Genomic DNA, 15559 nt, shown 5'->3' on the forward strand with positions numbered 1-15559 from the left:
GATCAGGGGGATACTTTTATGCAAATCGAAAATCCGGTATTAAAGGGGTTCAATCCAGATCCGTCCATCGTAAGGGTTGACGATACGTATTATATTGCAACCTCAACCTTCGAATGGTTTCCGGGCGTGCAAATCCACGAATCAAAGGATTTGGTCAACTGGCGGCTGATTACGCACCCGCTCTCCACGAGAACGCTGTTGGATATGAAAGGGAATAAGGATTCGGCAGGCATTTGGGCACCAGATCTGTCCTATGCCGACGGGAAATTTTGGCTGGTTTATACCGACGTGAAAGTAACCGAAGGCGCCTTTAAGGACATGACCAATTACTTGACTACCGCCGAAAGCATCGAAGGCCCTTGGAGCGATCCGATTAAGCTGAACGGAGTGGGGTTTGACGCTTCGCTGTTCCATGACGACAACGGGAAAAAATATCTTGTCCAGATGGAGTGGGATCATCGCGAGTATCGCCATCCGTTTAACGGCATAAAGCTGACGGAATACTCGGTTGAGCAGCAAAGATTGCTTCCGGAGACGGCAAAGATCATTTATAAAGGGACAGACGTTAAGCTGGTGGAAGGCCCTCATATTTATAAACTATTTGGTTATTATTATTTATTTTGCGCGGAAGGCGGAACGGTTTATACCCACCAAGAGGTGGTTGCCCGTTCGGCAGAACTGTTCGGCTCCTACGAAACGCAGCCTGGCGACGTATTCCTGACCGCGTTCGATTCGCCTGACGGGGAGCTGCAAAAATGCGGCCATGGCTCACTGGTGGATACGCCGTCGGGCGAATGGTATTTCGCGCATTTGACGGGACGCCCCTGGCACCGCGAGACCGAATCGATCCGCGATCCGCGCGGCTGGTGTACGCTGGGAAGAGAAACGGCGATTCAAAAAGTGGAGTGGAACGAGGAAAAATGGCCGTATATCGTAGGCGGCAAGCGGGGAAGCCGTTTTGTCGAAGCTCCTAAAGGCTGCACGGAAACGAAGTATGCGCCGACCTATCCGGAAACGGATCATTTTGATTCCGCAGCATTAAATATCAATTTTAGCACGCTGCGCGTTCCGTTTGACGAGCGAATGGGTTCTCTGACGGAAAAGCCGGGGAACTTGCGCTTGTTCGGCAAAGGCTCCTTAACCAATGAGCACGAGCAGTCGCTTGTCGCAAGACGCTGGCAGTCCTTTTATTTCGACGCACAGACGGCAGTTGCGTATTCGCCTTACACCTTCCAGCAGATGGCCGGCCTTGTTAATTATTACAATACGGGACACTGGTCGATGATCCATGTGACATGGAACGAAATCAATGGACGCGTCATTGAAGTGACGCAAAATGACCGTGGCGTTCTCACGAGCTTTCTGAAGGATAAAGCCGTTAAAGTTCCCGAACATGTGGAATACGTGCATTTTAAAGCGAAGGTCCGGAAAGAAACGTACACCTACGCCTATTCCTTTGACGGCGAACAGTGGACGGATATCGACGTAACGCTGGATGCTGCGATTTTGTCCGACGATTACGTGGTACAGTCCTACGGCGGATTTTTTACGGGAGCGTTTGTCGGGATGGCTAATGTTGATTATTCCGGTTATGAATTGCCGGCAGATTTCGATTATTTTACGTATAAAGAGCTTGAAAATAATGAATCATGATCCCAAGAAAGAGCTGGAAGAATATGACTTCCGGCTCTTTCTTAGTAGTAATGTTAGTTAATATGCTATACTTCTAAGTACGAATAACATTTGAAAGGGATTACAACAAATGATTATGAAAACTGATCAGGATGTTATGAGAGAAAATAACAAAAAATTGGTATTAAAAACTCTATTTAATACTGATCAGACGTCTAGAAGTTCAATAGCCGACCAAATCAATCTTCAAAAGTCCACGGTTTCTTCCATCGTACGCGAGCTTCAAGACCAAGGCTTGATTGAAGAACTAGGAGCGGGGGAAGCATCCAACATTGGGGGGCGTCGGCCCAATTTAATACGTTTTAATCGTAAGTTTGGGTTTGTACTGGCTTTCGATATGGGCATTCATCATTTAAGATATTCCGTCAACTACATTAATGGCGAGCTTATTCACCATGTTTCCATTAAATTATATACGAACAAAGTAAAAGATATTTTTGCATTGATGAAAAACGTGATTTTGAATTTGGAAAAGTACGATACGATTAACGGATTGGTTGGAATCTCCATTTCGCTTCACGCGCCGGTACTGGACAATCAGATCCTGTATAGTCCGTTCTTGGACTTTCAGTCCTTTGATTTGATTGACGCGTTGAAGGAGCTGATCGACGTTCCCGTCATCATCGAAAATGAAGCCAATCTTACGGCGATTTATATCCGGGATTTTTACCGCCATACCGAGGATATTCAATTCGATAACATTCTAGCTTTAAACATTCATAACGGAATAGGCGTAGGAACGATTATCGAGAGACGCCTGTATAAAGGCTTAAACGGATTGTCCGGCGAAATCGGACGATCCATTATCATGTCGGAAAATAAAAAAAATCGGCGTTTAGAAGAAATTTATTCCGAAAAAGCGGTGCTTGACCGGATCGGCAAATTGAAAAACAGACCAGGATTTACGTTAGAGGATTTTATTCTTTTAATGGAGATCAAGGATGAACAAATTGCGGCTATCATGGAGGAATGGGTCATAGCCATTGCACAAATCTCTTATAATTTAATCCAATACAGCGCTCCGGATGCTGTGTTCCTTTCCTCACGATTTATCGCCTTTTTCCCATACCTACTAGACGAGATTATTAAAGAATATTCTTCACTTGATCCGCTTGGCTCCACACAAATTATTTCGCTTGACCACCATATTCATGAATTAACGCTCTTTGGCGGAGTTGCTTTGGTTTCCAGGAAAATTCTCGGATTGGAATCGCATGATTTATTTTTTACCAAGTAATCCGGGCATTTACGATGAACCGGAATGAAATTGGCGAAAAACCCATTGACCATTTTACATAATATGGTATGATCAACTATAACAGCACATCTGCACGAATGGGGAAGCACCTCTCTTAATTTAAGAGAGGTGCTTTTTTGCGTTGTGCTGATTACCCTACGTGGATGGAGGAATTGGTGAACATGCAAATCGTTTTTATGAACCGGCTTGTGAAGGATGCGGGAAGCGAGGGAGAAAAGCTCGCGCAGGTATGGATCGGCGAAGAGGAGGGAACCTGGCATCTCGGATGGAGAGATCTGGAGATGACCGGGGAAGCCATGGATACCGCTTGGTATGAAGGCGGTTCCTGGAATGAGATGCTGTACATTTACAGACACGGCCTGGCGGTCAAGCTCGGCGAAGGATTCCGCCCGCTGATCGACGGCACGTTCCATGAGGAAGAGGAGCTGAAGGGCCGCAGTCATGCTGTACAGAAGCTGTACTGCTACAGCGAACTGCACAACAACGAGGAGCTGTACGCCGAACTCACCGCCTGGCGGAGAAGGAAGGCGGCCAGCGAACGCAAGGCTCCTTATTTTATCGCCAGCAACCGGGTGCTCCGTCTGATCAGCGCCTTCGTGCCGCATACGATCGAAGAGCTGCTGCAGCTTCCTGGCGTCGGGGAGAGCAAGGCGTCGGAGTACGGAGCCGACCTGATCGAGATTGCGGGAACCGTGGAGCGCAGCCACGAATTTCCGCTGGATTGGGTGAATGACGCCCTGGACGACCAGTCATATCTATCGTGGACCTACAAGCAGAAGGAGCATAAGTACAAGCAGGACCTGGATAAATATCGTACCCGGCGCACCATGCTGAAGGGAATTTATGAGGGGATGAACCTGCAGCAGCTGGAACAGGAATGCGGTCTGCCGCGCAGAGATTTGGTGGAGGCGCTGGAGCAGCTGGAGAAGGAAGGGTATGATACCGAGCGGCTGATCCAAAGCGAGCTGGAGGAGGTGCCGAATGAGGAGCAGGAGCTGGTGTGGGCCGCGTTGGAGGAGCTGGGCGACGCGCTCTTGAAGCCGGTGCTGCTGCAAGTATACGGAGAGGATGCCGCCTCGGGAAGCGGCATGGAGCAGCGTTATGAGCGGATCCGGCTGATCCGCATCCGGTACCGCCGGCAGCCCGGCAGCCGCAGAAGCGTGGGGTGAACGGTATGCTTCCCCGCCGGAGTTACGGATGGTGACCATGCAAAAAGGACGAAGGCTCTAACCGCATGCGGCCGTCTCCTTCGTCCTGTTTTCCAATGCATGATGATGGGGTGATGCGCTGACTTTCAAATCCAGTCTTTTTTCTTGAAAATGACAACCATGCCGAGACCAAGGACGAGCATGATGCCGAGGATCATGAAATAACCGTATTTCCAATGAATTTCCGGAATGTTATCGAAGTTCATGCCATAGATTCCTGTAATGATCGTCAATGGCATGAAAATCACGGTCATGGCCGTAAACACTCTCATGATCTCGTTCGCGCGGTTGGCGATACTTGACTGGTAGGCCTCGCGCAAGTTGCTCATCAGATCGCGGTACGTATCGAATGTTTCGGAAATTTTGACCGCATTTTCGTAAATGTCGCTGAAATATTTTTGCAGCTGATCGTCAATCAGCCGGAGGTCTTTTTTATTTAACGTATTTATGACATCCTTCTGCGGACCCAGCACTTTTTTAAGCCACAGAATCTCGCTTCGGAGACCGATAATTTCGTTCAAATGGGACTTTTTCGTGTGCATGAGAATGTCTTCTTCGAGCTTCTCGATTTTGGCTTCGATCCGGTCGCCGACTACAAAGTAGTTGTCAACCACGAGGTCGATCAGCAGGTACAGAAAACGGTCCGGTCCGCTGACTTCCTGTTCCCACAGGATCGGCTTCAGCGTCCGCAGCTCGTTGATTTTCTGTTTCGTCACCGTAATGATGAAGTGTCTTCCGAGGAAAACGTTCAGTGCGCGCAGAAAAATCTCCTCGTCGTCAAACCGGATGCTGTTGACCACGATAAAATAGTGGTTTTCGTAAATTTCGATCTTCGGGCGCTGCTCCTCTTCGCTGAGACAGTCTTCAACCGCCAGATCATGCAGCGAAAACAGCGGCTGCAGCTCCGCGAGGTCGTCGACGTCGGCGTCGATCCAGTAAAAGCCGGCCAAAGGCGGGGTTAGTACAGTTTGAAGGTCATCGATCGGAGTAAATACTCCTTCGTTTACCAACCGGATTTTCATATGACTTCACTCCTTGCTCAAGATGTTTGAGCATAGAAAAGAAATCAGCGCTGCCGGTCAGCGGGATTTGGGGGAGTACTGAATAAACGTACGGGCATGAAAACGAAAACTTCCCTCTGCCGGCAAGCTGATCTCAGGTCTATGCAGTTGTGTTTTCCATGCATTCAGCTTCGGGCTCGGGTCGCCTTCCATCTTTCATGTCACCTCAGTCATATCGGGGGTATGAAACACTTGTCTAGTATAACGCCGGGTTTTATTCCTTTCAAGAACAAAATGGCGGCCGGCAGGTCCCGATAACAGGGTATGGAAGCGACCTTCGATCGGTGCACGAAATGCTGCCGAAAATGACAAATCCGCGTCTTGACGAAGGATGGGCTTATGATTTAAAGTAAGGAACAAGACAATGAAAAATTGAATACAGCGAAATCTTATCAAGAGCAGGTGGAGGGACTAGCCCGATGAAACCCGGCAACCGGCGGTATTTACGCACGGTGCTAATTCTTGCAGGAGCATGGCAGCGGCCTTTAGGCGTTGTCTCCTGACAGATGAGAGAGGCGCGGTAATGAGCGTGTAATGACCTTTCTCTTTTGTGTGGGAAAGGTCATTTTTGTATACTCGGCTTCTTCTCAAGCTACGATTTTCGCGGTCTTCAGAAAAAAGGAGAGATGATAACGATGCCGATCAAGATTCCCGACACTTTACCGGCGAAAGAAGTCCTTACCCGGGAAAATATTTTCGTCATGGACGATACCAAAGCGTATCACCAGGACATCCGTCCGCTGCGCATCGCGATTCTCAATCTGATGCCGACCAAGGAAACGACAGAAACCCAGCTTCTCCGCCTGCTTGGGAACTCGCCGCTGCAGGTCGACATTGTGCTGCTTCATCCGGGCTCCCATATTTCCAAGAATACGCCTTCGGAGCACCTGAAGTCGTTCTACAAAACGTTCGAGGAAGTGAAGCACCGCCGTTTTGACGGTATGATCATCACCGGCGCGCCGGTCGAAAAAATGGATTTTGAAGACGTGAACTATTGGGATGAGCTCCGCGAGATTATGGACTGGACCAAAACGAACGTCACTTCGACGATGCATATTTGTTGGGCCTCCCAGGCCGGATTGTTCCACCATTACGGCATTCCGAAGTGGGACCTGAAGGAGAAATGCTTCGGCGTATTCCCGCACCGGGTGATGAAGAACAACGTGAAGCTTCTCCGCGGCTTCGACGATGTATTCTATGTACCGCACTCCCGCCACACCGAGGTGCGGCGCGAGGATATTGAGCATGTGGAGGAGCTGGAGATCCTCTCGGAGTCAGAGGAAGCCGGCATCCATATGGTAGCAAGCAAGGACGGCAAGCAGATCTTTGTGGCAGGCCACTCCGAATACGATCCGGATTCGCTGAAATGGGAGTATGAGCGCGATATCGCGAAAGGCATGGACATGAAAATTCCGGTCAACTACTACCCGAACGACGATCCGAATCAGGCTCCGCTCGCCATCTGGCGCTCGCATGCCAACTTATTATTCTCAAATTGGCTGAATTACTATGTATATCAGGAGACTCCTTATGATATCGGGGAGAGTCTTGAAGTCTGGCCGCAAATTTAGTCGACCCTACAGGAGGATACGCATATGGAAAAGGAACCATGGAAAATTGAAAGCAGATTGGCCCAAATCGGCTCCGTCGAAGAACCCGTGACCGGAGCGGTAAACTTCCCGATTTATCAGGCAACCGCCTTCCGCCATCCGAAGCTTGGGCAAAGCACCGGTTTTGATTACGCACGGACCGCCAGCCCGACCCGCAAAGTGCTCGAAGCCGCGGCAGCGAAGCTGGAATCCGGGGACGCCGGCTTTGCCTGCAGCTCAGGCATGGCTGCGCTGCAAACCATCTTCACCCTGTTCAGCCAGGGCGATCACCTGATCGTTTCGCTGGACCTGTACGGTGGTACATACCGTCTGCTGGAAAGAATCCTTTCCAAATACGGGGTTACCGCGACGTATGTCGACACCAACAATCTGGACGAGCTGGAACAGTCCAGACGCCCGAATACAAAAGCGGTGTTTATCGAGACGCCGACGAATCCGCTCATGATGATTACGGACATCGAGGCCGTCTCCAATTGGGCGCACCGCCACGGCTTGCTGTCCATCGTGGACAATACGCTCCTCACGCCGTTCTTCCAGCGTCCGATCGAGCTCGGCGCGGATATCGTCGTACACAGCGCGACCAAGTATTTGGGCGGACATAACGATGTCCTTGCAGGTTTGATCGTGACCAAAGGCAAAGAGCTGTCCGAGGAAATAGCGTTTCTGCACAATTCCATCGGGGCAGTGCTCGGGCCGACGGATTCCTATCAGCTCATGAAAGGAATGAAGACGCTGGCCCTGCGGATGGAGCGCCATGAAAGCAACGCAACGGCGATGGCCAAGTACCTCCAGACGCATCCTGCGGTTGCCGAAGTGTTCTATCCGGCGCTTCCGGACCATCCGGGACATGACATCCAAAGCCGGCAGTCCCGGGGGAATACGGGGATCTTCTCCTTTAAGGTGAAGGATGCCCGGTACGTAGAGCCCGTGCTTCGCCACATCCAGCTGATCGCCTTTGCGGAAAGCCTTGGCGGCGTCGAGTCGCTGATGACCTATCCGGCCGTGCAGACGCATGCCGATATACCGGAAGAAATCCGCAAAGCCGTCGGCGTCGACGACCGCCTGCTCCGTTTCTCGGTGGGCATCGAGCATATCGATGACCTGATTGCGGATCTGGGCGGCGCATTGGATGCCGCGATCAAGGAAGTGGAAGGGAGCAGCCAAGGATGAGTGATTTGGGCAAAGGACATCAGGACAAAGGCAAGCAGGAGCGGAAATTCGCGACCAAGCTGCTCCATTTCGGCTCGGAAATCGATGGCGCGACGGGAGCCTCCAGCGTGCCGATCTATCAGGCATCTACGTTCCACCATGCAGATATCTTCAATCCGCCGGTGCATGATTACAGCCGTTCGGGCAATCCGACGCGCCAGGCGCTGGAAGACTATATCGCCCTGCTCGAAGGCGGGGTGCGCGGGTTCGCCTATTCGTCGGGCATGGCGGCCATTTCGAGCACGTTTATGCTTCTGTCGGCCGGCGACCACATGATCGTGACCGAGGACGTATACGGCGGAACGTACCGCCTGCTTACAAGCATTTTGAACCGGCACGGCATTGAGAGCACTTTCGTCGACATGACCGACCTGGATCAGGTGAAGGCTGCGCTGAAGCCGAACACCAAGGCTGTATATATGGAAACCCCGTCGAATCCGACGCTGAAAATTACCGATATCGAAGCCGTCACCAAGTGGGCCAAGGAACATGATCTGCTCACCATGGTAGATAACACGTTTATGACGCCGTATTACCAGCGTCCCATCGAGGTGGGTGTGGATATCGTACTGCACAGCGCCACGAAGTTCCTTGGCGGACACAGCGATGTGCTGGCCGGTCTGGCCGTCGCCCGTACCGAGGAAATCGGCCGCCAGCTGAAGCAGCTGCAGAACGGCCTGGGAACGGTGCTGGGCGTACAGGAGAGCTGGCTGCTGATGCGGGGCATGAAAACATTGCAGGCACGCATGAAGCACAGCGAAGAGAGCGCGGCCGTACTGGCCGCTTGGCTCAAAGGGCGCCAGGATATTACGCAGGTCTTTTACCCGGGGCTCATCGATCATCCCGGCAGAGAAATTCACGAGAAGCAGTCCACCGGCTACGGGGCCGTCGTCTCGTTTGACGTGGGCTCCGGCGAGCGGGCCAAGCAGGTGCTGAACCGCGCGCAGATCCCGCTCGTGGCCGTCAGCCTGGGCGCGGTGGAGAGCATTTTGTCCTATCCGGCGATGATGTCCCATGCGGCAATGCCGGCAGAGGTTCGGCTGGAGCGCGGCATTACTGACGGGCTGCTCCGCTTCTCGGTCGGCCTCGAGGACGTCGACGATCTGATCGCCGATCTGGATCAGGCGCTTCAAGGTTAAATCATCAAACAGGCACCGCTTCGGCGGTGCCTTTCCTTCGTCCAGCCCGAGATGCCCGCGTCAGCCTGCGTTCGGCCAACGGATTCTATGAATTTCGTTTGCCCTGTGCGCCAATTGTGTTAAGATGGTATTGGTCATGTTTTAATTTATGTTACAAAATTCACATATGATAGGAGGCTGCCAAATATGAGTGCGGTTGACCGTATCCTGGATAAAGCACTGCGGGGCGAACGCCTGAATTTGGAAGACAGCGTGACATTGTTCGAAAGCGACGAAGTGGAGAAAATGGGTCATGCTGCCGATATCATGATGAAGAGGGTTCATCCCGATCCAATTACGACTTTCGTCATCGGACGGAACGTCAATTATACAAACGTGTGCGATACATACTGCACATTTTGCGCATTTTACCGTGTCCCTGGGCACAAAGAAGGGTATACCTTGCCGGACGAAGTGATTTTCCAAAAAATCAAGGAAACCGAAGACGTAGGCGGCACGGAAATTTTGATGCAGGGCGGAACGAACCCGTACCTTCCGTTCGATTACTACACGAACCTGCTGAAGGGCATCAAGCAGCGGTTCCCGAACATCACGATGCACTCCTTCTCGCCGGCGGAAATCCGCAAAATGGTGGAAGTATCGGGGCTGTCTCTGGAACAAGTCATGCGCGAGCTGAAAGCGGCGGGACTGGATTCCCTGCCGGGCGGCGGCGCCGAAATCCTCGACGACCGGATTCGCTCCAAGATCAGCCGGCATAAAGGAACCTGGCGCGACTGGATGGACGTCATGCAGATGGCGCACAAAATCGGCATGAACACGACGGCCACGATGGTCATCGGTTTCGGTGAATCGATGGAAGAGCGCGCCCTGCATATGCTGCGCATCCGCGACGCGCAGGACGAATGTATTGCGAACGGCTACGACTCCAAAGGCTTCCTCGCCTTTATTCCGTTCACGTTCCAGCCGGACAATACGGGCTTGAAGCGGGAACGCGAAACGCCGGAAGCATATTTGAAGACGGTGGCGATCGGCCGCCTGGTGCTGGACAACGTGCCGAATTTGCAGTCCTCCTGGGTCACGATGGGACCGGAAGTGGGCAAATTGTCGCTCAGCTACGGCTGCAACGACTTCGGCAGCACCATGATGGAAGAGAACGTCGTGTCCTCCGCCGGTGCGGTGCACAAGGTTAACATCACTTCCATCCTGCAGCTCATCCGCGAAGCAGGTAAAATCCCGGCGCAGCGGAACACGAGATACGAAACGCTTCGCGTCTTTGAAGAAGGTTCCCAGGTGGAACGCGACTTCGTCATGCAGAACTAGAACGGATCTTAAATATTTTTTGATACGACCGGCCGCCTCGTTTATGCGAGGCGGTTTTTTGTGTTGTACAAAAGGCCAAGGGTACGTACCGGTGCAGGGCAACGCACTGCTCGTAAAGGTCAAGGCCGCGGGCCGGCTGACTTGACAACCCATCGATTTCAGATATGAATAGGGGCCTCTTCCTTTGGTGTTCAAAGGGGGAGGCCCCTTATTATTTCCCGGCAAAAGGTACCTTTTTTATTCAGCGGAAACCCCCGTTTACCAAGCATTTCATGTCGATTTTAACTGAGAAATGTTAGCCTGTTTTCCATCGATCCCTCCCGTATATCCCCCCGGCTAAAACATATACTTTGTAAGAAGGAATTTGAAAGGAGTGTTCTCCATGGAACTGTTCAGCATAGCAGCCCGAACCTTTAGTCCGCGGGAAGCGGAGGAATATAAGCGCATGGTTTCGGAAGCGAACCAGGTTTTACATAACAAGTACAAATCACTCGCAATCAGCTGTACGGTCCATGAGGAGATGATGCTGTGGAGCTGCCGGGAGGACGATCCGCGGTTCTTCAAGGAGCATCATCTGCAGCAGGTGTACGCCGCTGCCGCCAAGACGGTGGCCCATTATATTTTGCAGGAAAAAGAGCAGCGGCTGATCGAGAAGATTCTGGCCGATGATTTTGATTTTCCCGATCCGGAGGAAAAAAAGCAAATTTTGAAGCACTGCCGGATGAGCCTGGAAAAAAGCTCCGAAGGGGGCGCATGGTCCCGCCGTTACGATATGCTCGTTCGCGGCATCAAGCAGTGCCTGAGCGAACGGCCGCTGCTCCATGTTGACGGTTTTCTGACCTTTCGTGCCGCTGCTTACATTAAAGAGCTGAAGGAAGTCGTGGAGTACGCGGTGGATGAGTTTTTGATGGACCGGCAGTATGAGGAGTTTGTCAGTATTCTGAAATACTTCGTCTATTTCCAGCAGCCGCAGGTGCCGATCGCCCATGTCATTCATAAGGGAGGCCAGGATTTGCTCGTGCTGGACGGCGACTTAAGGCCGCTGGAGTACCGTCATGACGAAGGTGTTGTGGTGGAGCGGCTGGACCAGCAGGACCTGCAAATGGAGGATACGGTCGTCACGACGCTGATTTCCGTGTCCCCTGCCAAAATCGTCATTCATACGCGGGAACCCCATATGACCGTCGTTCGCACGCTGATGCAAATTTTCGATGAGCGGGTGGAAATTTGCCGTTACTGCCCGGACTGCCATGCCTATTTCCGCGAAACAGGGAAGATATAGCTTGACTCGCCGCTGGACAGGGATTTATAATTACACATAATTCGATAAAAGCGTCGACAGAGACATGGACCTGAAGATACGGACGGTCAGAGAGAGGGAACTTGGCTGAAATTTCCTCACGAATTCCGGCTTCGGTCTACCCCTCTACAGCTGCGGTTTGGAACCTGTTTACCCGGATTCTTGATCAGTCGGGGAAGCTCAGTATAAGCCGCCGGGTCATTCCGTTATCTGATGCTGAAGGACAGCCATCTCGTATTCACCGGGAACAGGGAATATGGAGGTCTGTCGAAGTTGGGTGGAACCACGGGTACAAACACTCGTCCCTTGTATAGGGATGGGTGTTTTTTGCGTTGCCTGTACGATTTTGAAAAGGGCGGCTGTCCGCCGAAATGCCAAGGAGGAATACAACGTGTCAGTAAGCATCAAACTGCCAGACGGCTCGGTTCGCGAATATGCGGACGGAAGCACTATTGAAGACGTCGCCGCTTCGATCAGCAGCGGCCTGAAGAAAAATGCGGCCGCAGGGAAATTGAACGGCATTGTCGTCGATTTGTCCACCCCGCTCGTGGAAGGAGCCGCGGTGGAAATCGTTACGCTTGATTCGCCGGAAGGCCTCGAAGTAATGCGCCACAGTACGGCGCACTTGACGGCCCAAGCCGTGAAGCGCCTGTTCGGGGCCAAAGAGGTCAAGCTCGGCGTCGGACCTGTCATCGAGGACGGATACTACTACGACATGGATTTGGAGCATCCGCTCAATCCGGAAGATCTGCAGAAGATCGAAAAAGAAATGGAGCGTATCGTAGGCGAAAACCTGCCGATCGTCCGCAAGGAAGTCAGCCGCAAGGAGGCGCTGGACATTTTCGGCGAGCTCGGGGATCCCTACAAGCTCGAACTGATCAACGCGCTGCCTGAAGACAGTGTCATCACCATCTATGAGCAGGGCGAATTTTTCGACCTGTGCCGCGGACCACATCTGCCTTCCACCGGCAAAATCAAGGTGTTCAAACTGATGAGCGTGGCCGGTGCCTACTGGCGCGGTGACAGCAAGAACAAAATGCTGCAGCGGGTCTACGGAACCGCTTTTGTTAAGAAAGCGCAGCTGGATGAGCATCTTCACTTCCTTGAAGAAGCCAAGAAGCGCGACCACCGCAAGCTCGGTAAAGAGCTCGACATCTTCACTTTCTCCCAGCTCGTGGGACAAGGCCTGCCGATGTGGCTGCCGAAAGGCGCCAAGCTGCGCCGCACCCTCGAGCGCTACATCGTGGACCTTGAAGAAAGCCTGGGGTACCAGCATGTCTACACGCCGGTTCTCGGTAACGTAGAACTGTACAAGACCTCTGGCCACTGGGAGCATTACCAAGAGGACATGTTCCCTAAGATGGAGCTCGACAACGAAGAGCTGGTGCTCCGTCCGATGAACTGTCCGCACCATATGATGGTGTACAAGAGCGAAATGCACAGCTACCGCGATCTGCCGATCCGGATCGCCGAGCTCGGCATGCAGCATCGTTACGAAATGTCCGGGGCACTGACAGGATTGCACCGCGTACGCGCGATGACGCTGAACGATTCTCACATTTTCTGCCGTCCGGATCAGATCAAGGAAGAATTCCTGCGTGTTATTCAGCTGATCACGAAGGTGTATGAAGATTTCGGCATCCACGATTTCCGTTTCCGCCTGTCCTATCGCGATCCGGAGGATACCGAGAAGTACTTCCCGAACGATGCCATGTGGGAAATGTCCCAACGCATGCTGCGCGAGGTTGTGGAAGAGACAGGCATCCCGTTCTTCGAGGCCGAAGGCGAAGCCGCTTTCTACGGTCCGAAGCTCGACGTGCAGATCCGCACCGCCCTTGGCAAGGAAGAAACGCTGTCCACCGTACAGCTGGACTTCCTGCTGCCTGAGCGCTTCGAACTGGAATACGTAGGCGACGACGGGCAGAAGCACCGTCCGGTGGTCATCCACCGCGGCATTCTGGGCACGATGGAACGCTTTACGGCCTTCCTGCTGGAGAATTTTGCGGGCAACCTTCCGCTGTGGCTGTCTCCGGTGCAGGTCAAGGTTATTCCGGTCTCCATCGCATTCGAAGGCTATGCCAAGGAAGTGGCCGAGAAGCTGAAGCTTCAGGGCGTATCCGTGGAAGCGGACGTGCGCAACGAGAAACTCGGCTACAAAATCCGCGAAGGCCAGCTTGAGAAAGTACCGTACATGTTCATCGTCGGCGATAACGAAATGAACGCGGGAACCGTGTCGATCCGCAAACGCGGCGAAGGCGACATCGGGGCCAAAACCGTGGATGAGGCGATTTTGCTGCTCCGTGAACAAATCGCGAAACGCGAAATTTTCTAAGCTACAAACTCGTGTAAAACGATAACTTGATAAGCTTGCACAATCCTCTGCAAAGTGAGACGACTTCACTTTTACATGTATAAACGCCGGAACATATGGACATCCTCGCAAGTAAAGGGGGAGGATTTCATATGAACAAGGTGAAAACATGGCAGAGGATTTTGTGTTGTATGTTTCTGTTTGGCATGCTTGCAGGGGCGCCCAAGATGTATGCGGCATCCTTCTCGCTGCTGGAGAGTGACGGGGTTACGGGGAATGAAAGTGCAAAGAATCCGATGCTGGCGGCGAATGACTATTATCAAAAGCCGTTAAAATATGCAACGAAGCCGGAAATGTTTCAGGTGGTTGATTTGAAAAAGCGGGCGGAGCAGAACGTATTTAAGCAAAATGAGTTCATGCCCAAATATACGGCCAAGGCGGCTGTTCCCGCGATCAGCAAAGCCGAGGTTAAGCCGCAGCAGGAGGCAGGTGCCGTTAAGGAGCCGTCCATGCCGGTCTTGATGCCGCGTCAGGAGCAGGTCATCCGCAAGGTGAAAGTCACGGCGACTGGATACACCGCGGGTTATGAATCCACGGGCAAACATCCGAGCCATCCGTCATACGGCATTACGTATTCCGGTGTAAAGGTGCGCAGGGACAAAAATACGATTTCGACGATCGCGGCCGACCCGAAATGGTTCCCGCTCGGAACGATCCTGTATGTTCCAGGCTACGGTTATGGTGTTGTTGCCGATACCGGTTCGGCCATCAAGGGCCGTAAGATTGACCTGTATTTCTCCACGACCAAGCAGGTATATAAGGAGTGGGGAAAAAAAGAGGTGGACGTGTTTGTGATCAAGCGGGGGAACGGCAAATGCAGCGAGGAAATGCTGCAGACGTTGGGGAAAGCGATCCAGACGTATAAGACCGTCCCGGCTTCGCTGCTGGATGAAGCGGTTTAAACTTAATAAGAAGGAAGCCCTGGGCCCGAAATGCGGCGCTCCAGGGCTTTTATTGTTTTTGGATGCCATTTATGTATCGTTTTCCATTCTTCAAATTTGCCGTAGAACGGTATAAATTCCAGGAGGCTTCACATACTACGACAGGGGCAAAGCGATGCTTGGATCCCCGGCCAGACAAGCTACAGGGAGGTGAACCCAAATGCAAAAGAAACAAGACAACTTCAAAACGCCAAACGAAAAGTTTGACGAGGAGTTTGCAGAAATCGGAAACGAGAGCGCATCTTCCACTTCGCAAAAACAAAAATTCCAAAGCAGCAACTTCAAAACACCTAACCAAAAGTTTGACGAAGAATTCAAACAAAACGATCAACAATAATCATTCTTTCGTCAAGTTTGCTAAAATGCCCGCTGAAAAGCGGGTGTTTTATTTTGTTTGGAAAAAAAAGTAATCCGCCTCGGTCTGGGGACCGAGAACAGGATCATTCCGCC

General features: G+C 52.1%; 12 protein-coding genes and 1 riboswitch. Of the genes, 11 read left to right on the forward strand and 1 reads right to left on the reverse strand.

All coding sequences use genetic code 11. The features are described from left to right. Positions 1 to 18: 18 nt before the first annotated feature. The 3 genes from ABID47_RS08285 to ABID47_RS08295 all read left to right on the forward strand — a co-directional run bounded on the left by ABID47_RS08285 (position 19) and on the right by ABID47_RS08295 (position 4119). The gene (locus ABID47_RS08285) at positions 19 to 1653 is read left to right on the forward strand and encodes a glycoside hydrolase family 43 protein (protein ID WP_354495833.1); all 1635 of its coding nucleotides are present in this window, start codon (positions 19 to 21) and stop codon (positions 1651 to 1653) included. 109 nt (positions 1654 to 1762) lie between these two features. Further along, on the forward strand, positions 1763 to 2929 hold the full coding sequence (locus tag ABID47_RS08290) for an ROK family transcriptional regulator (RefSeq protein ID WP_354495835.1): 1167 nt from the start codon (positions 1763 to 1765) through the stop codon (positions 2927 to 2929). 182 nt (positions 2930 to 3111) lie between these two features. Then, positions 3112 to 4119, forward strand: a complete 1008-nt coding sequence (locus ABID47_RS08295; RefSeq protein ID WP_354495837.1) for an HRDC domain-containing protein — start codon at positions 3112 to 3114, stop codon at positions 4117 to 4119. 125 nt (positions 4120 to 4244) lie between these two features. Here the strand turns inward: ABID47_RS08295 and corA are convergent, their stop codons facing one another. After that, positions 4245 to 5180, reverse strand: coding sequence for a magnesium/cobalt transporter CorA (gene corA / locus ABID47_RS08300; protein WP_076170651.1), 936 nt, complete (start codon positions 5178 to 5180; stop codon positions 4245 to 4247). 425 nt (positions 5181 to 5605) lie between these two features. Beyond that, positions 5606 to 5732: riboswitch (SAM riboswitch) on the forward strand. A 122-nt stretch (positions 5733 to 5854) separates the two neighbouring features. Here corA and metA point away from each other — a divergent pair. The 8 genes from metA (at position 5855) to ABID47_RS08340 (ending at position 15446) form a co-directional block, all read left to right on the forward strand. Next, a complete protein-coding gene (gene metA / locus ABID47_RS08305) occupies positions 5855 to 6790 on the forward strand; it encodes a homoserine O-acetyltransferase MetA (protein ID WP_076170650.1) in 936 nt (311 codons plus the stop codon). A gap of 24 nt (positions 6791 to 6814) precedes the next feature. After that, the gene (locus tag ABID47_RS08310; RefSeq protein ID WP_076170649.1) at positions 6815 to 7999 is read left to right on the forward strand and encodes a PLP-dependent transferase; all 1185 of its coding nucleotides are present in this window, start codon (positions 6815 to 6817) and stop codon (positions 7997 to 7999) included. Further along, complete coding sequence (locus ABID47_RS08315) at positions 7996 to 9177, forward strand: aminotransferase class I/II-fold pyridoxal phosphate-dependent enzyme (protein WP_105441838.1); 1182 nt, start codon at positions 7996 to 7998, stop codon at positions 9175 to 9177. The genes ABID47_RS08310 and ABID47_RS08315 overlap by 4 nt, the downstream gene beginning before the upstream one ends. A 186-nt stretch (positions 9178 to 9363) precedes the next feature. Then, complete coding sequence (mqnC, locus tag ABID47_RS08320; RefSeq protein WP_163878707.1) at positions 9364 to 10497, forward strand: cyclic dehypoxanthinyl futalosine synthase; 1134 nt, start codon at positions 9364 to 9366, stop codon at positions 10495 to 10497. A 382-nt stretch (positions 10498 to 10879) separates the two neighbouring features. Continuing rightward, the gene (locus ABID47_RS08325; RefSeq protein ID WP_354495841.1) at positions 10880 to 11779 is read left to right on the forward strand and encodes a putative sporulation protein YtxC; all 900 of its coding nucleotides are present in this window, start codon (positions 10880 to 10882) and stop codon (positions 11777 to 11779) included. Positions 11780 to 12188: 409 nt separating this feature from the next. Beyond that, complete coding sequence (gene thrS / locus ABID47_RS08330; protein ID WP_145136238.1) at positions 12189 to 14129, forward strand: threonine--tRNA ligase; 1941 nt, start codon at positions 12189 to 12191, stop codon at positions 14127 to 14129. Between the two features lie 395 nt (positions 14130 to 14524). Next, positions 14525 to 15070: a 3D domain-containing protein gene (locus tag ABID47_RS08335; protein WP_435530613.1), complete on the forward strand. Its 546-nt coding sequence runs from the start codon at positions 14525 to 14527 to the stop codon at positions 15068 to 15070. Positions 15071 to 15269: 199 nt separating this feature from the next. After that, complete coding sequence (locus ABID47_RS08340; RefSeq protein ID WP_186320162.1) at positions 15270 to 15446, forward strand: hypothetical protein; 177 nt, start codon at positions 15270 to 15272, stop codon at positions 15444 to 15446. The last annotated feature ends 113 nt before the right edge of the window (positions 15447 to 15559 follow it).

The organism is Paenibacillus favisporus (assembly GCF_040545415.1).
Classification (GTDB): Bacteria; Bacillota; Bacilli; order Paenibacillales; family Paenibacillaceae; genus Paenibacillus_AQ; species Paenibacillus_AQ favisporus.